This window comes from Acidovorax sp. GW835-FHT14B10, from assembly GCF_058793725.1.
This window is the reverse complement of sequence record NZ_JBXAGC010000066.1, coordinates 1-2540: the sequence shown is the minus strand read 5'-3', so window position 1 is coordinate 2540 and position 2540 is coordinate 1. Positions and strand designations below refer to the sequence as shown.

2 protein-coding genes are annotated in these 2540 nt (G+C 64.7%); both read left to right on the top strand.

Going from position 1 to position 2540, the window contains the following annotated elements; genetic code table 11:
* The first annotated feature begins 144 nt into the window (after window positions 1-144).
* On the top strand, window positions 145-1638 hold the full coding sequence (istA, locus tag AC1Q5S_RS22190) for an IS21 family transposase (RefSeq protein ID WP_492239449.1): 1494 nt from the start codon (window positions 145-147) through the stop codon (window positions 1636-1638).
* On the top strand, window positions 1635-2468 hold the full coding sequence (istB, locus tag AC1Q5S_RS22185; RefSeq protein WP_492227363.1) for an IS21-like element helper ATPase IstB: 834 nt from the start codon (window positions 1635-1637) through the stop codon (window positions 2466-2468). Before istA ends, istB begins: the two co-directional genes overlap by 4 nt.
* The last annotated feature ends 72 nt before the right edge of the window (window positions 2469-2540 follow it).

The window sequence follows — 2540 nt, the reverse complement described above, 5'->3', positions numbered from 1 at the left end:
TGTTGATTTCCACGTAAATCTGACCCCTCTGGACTGAGTTTTTTCACCCAACTTTGACCCCTTGAGTAACGTCTCCTGCTTGTTTTTTGAGCAGGAGGGAATCAAGGAGTGATCAACGTGGGAACACTGGCAAAGATCCGCAGGATGCACCTGCGCGATGGCCTTCCAATCAAAGAGATCGAGCGGCGCACGGGCCTGGCAAGGAACACCATCAAGGCCTGGCTGCGCAAGGGCGAGATGGTCGAGCCCAAGTACCCCCAGCGGGTCAACCAGACCAAGCTTGACGGCTATACCGAAACGCTGGCGACCTGGCTCAAGGCCGACCTGCACCGCGGCAAACGTGATCGCCGCACCATCAAGGCCTTGTACGAAGGCCTGGTCGAGCAGGGCTACACCGGTGGCTACGGCCGGGTGGCGGCCTTTGCCCGGCGCTGGCGAGCGGAGCAGTCGGGCAAGGTCGGCAAGGGTGCTTTCGTGCCGCTGAAGTTCGCCCTGGGCGACGCCTTCCAGTTCGACTGGAGCACCGAGTACGCCTGGGTGGGCGGGCTGCGCCGGCGTCTGGAGGTGGCCCACACCAAGCTGTGTGGCAGCCGTGCCTTCTGGCTGGTGGCCTATCCGAGCCAGAGCCACGAGATGCTGTTTGATGCCCATGCCCGGGCGTTTGCCGCCTTCGGCGGTGTGCCCCAGCGGGGCATCTACGACAACATGAAGACGGCCGTGGACAAGGTTGGCGCCGGCAAGAAACGCGCGGTCAACGCCCGCTTTGAGGCCATGACCGGCCACTACCTGTTCGAGCCCGAGTTCTGCAACGTCGCCAGCGGCTGGGAGAAGGGCATCGTCGAGAAGAACGTGCGCGACCGGCGCATCAGCATCTGGCACAAGGCGACCAAGCAGCGCTGGCCCAACATGCAGTCGCTCAATACGTGGCTGGAGGGCGAGTGCCGCGCTGCCTGGGCCGAACTCAACCACCCTGAGTGGTCGACGCTGAAGGTGGCCGACGTGCTGCAGGATGAGCAGCAGCGCCTGATGCCCAACCCCCGCCCGTTTGACGGCTACATCGAGGTGCTGGCGCGTGTCTCCAGCACGGCGCTGGTGCACCTTCAGCGCAACCGCTACAGCGTGCCCACCGAGCACGCCCACGAGGTGGTCAGCCTACGCCTGTATCCCGAACGCATTGATGTGGTGGCCGAGAACTCCCGCATCGCCAGCCATGCGCGCAGCTTCGAGCGCAGCCAGACCTTCTACGACTGGCGCCACTACGTCAGCCTGATCGAGCGCAAGCCCGGCGCGCTGCGCAACGGCGCGCCCTTTGAGACGTTGCCCGATCCCCTGAAGAAGCTGCAGTCCATCCTGCTGCGCCACGAGGGCGGCGACCGGGTGATGGCCCAGGTGCTGGCGGCCGTGCCGGTGCACGGTCTGGAGCCGGTGCTGGTGGCCGCCGAACTGGCGCTCGAGAGCGGCAAGCCCAGCGGCGAGCATGTGCTCAACGTGCTCGCGCGTCTGAAGGCTGGCAGCCAGGCAGAGGTGGCAGCGGCCAGAACGCCGCTGACCCTGACGGTGGCGCCGCAGGCCAACGTGCAGCGCTACGACCGGCTTCGCTCGGTAGGCGACGATGACCCACAGGGGGTGCGCGCATGAGCCAGGAGATCATCGGCGCCCTCAAGGCCCTGAAGCTGCATGGCATGGCCGCCAATTACCCCGAGGTGGCAGCGCAGGCACGGCACACCGACTTCAGCCCTGAAGCCTTCCTCAGTCAGCTGCTGCGGGCCGAGCAGGCTGAGCGTTCGGTGCGCTCCATGGCGTACCAGATGGGCGCAGCCCGCTTCCCGGCCCACCGTGACCTGGCCGGCTTCGAGTTCAGCCAGGCCAGTGTGGACGAGGCTCTGGTGCGCACGCTGCACGGCGGCGCGTTCATCGAGGCCGCGCACAACGTGGTGCTCATCGGTGGTCCGGGCACCGGCAAGACACACCTGGCCACGGCCATCGGGATCGAGGCGATCCAGCGGCACGGCAAGCGGGTGCGCTTCTTCTCGACCGTGGAGCTGGTCAACGCGCTGGAGTTGGAGAAGAGCCAGGGCAAGGCCGGACAGCTGGCCCACCGGCTGGTCTACATGGACCTTGTCATCCTCGATGAACTGGGCTACCTGCCGTTCAGCCAGGCCGGTGGAGCGCTGCTGTTCCATCTGCTCTCCAAGCTCTACGAGCGAACCAGCGTGCTGATCACCACCAACCTCAGCTTCGGGGAATGGAGTCAGGTATTTGGCGACGCCAAGATGACCACCGCACTGCTCGACCGGCTGACCCACCACTGCCACATCGTGGAGACCGGCAATGAGAGCTGGCGGTTCAAGCATTCCAGCGCAGCACCCAAGACCGTTCAGAAAAGGCGGCCCAGGACGGCCCTGCCGGAAGTCATTGAGAAAGGAGAAACGAACGCACCAACAGTAGACTTATCCACAGACGCGTAGCCCGGCTACACCCCAACAGGTGGGGTCAATATTGGATGAAAAACCGGGGTCAGGATTACGCGGAAATCAACA

Bases quoted from the DNA above. Each gene is read 5' to 3' on its own strand.
- istA (WP_492239449.1), top strand. From the start codon at position 145: ATGCACCTGCGCGATGGCCTTCCAATCAAAGAGATCGAGCGGCGCACG.
- istB (WP_492227363.1), top strand. From the start codon at position 1,635: ATGAGCCAGGAGATCATCGGCGCCCTCAAGGCCCTGAAGCTGCATGGC.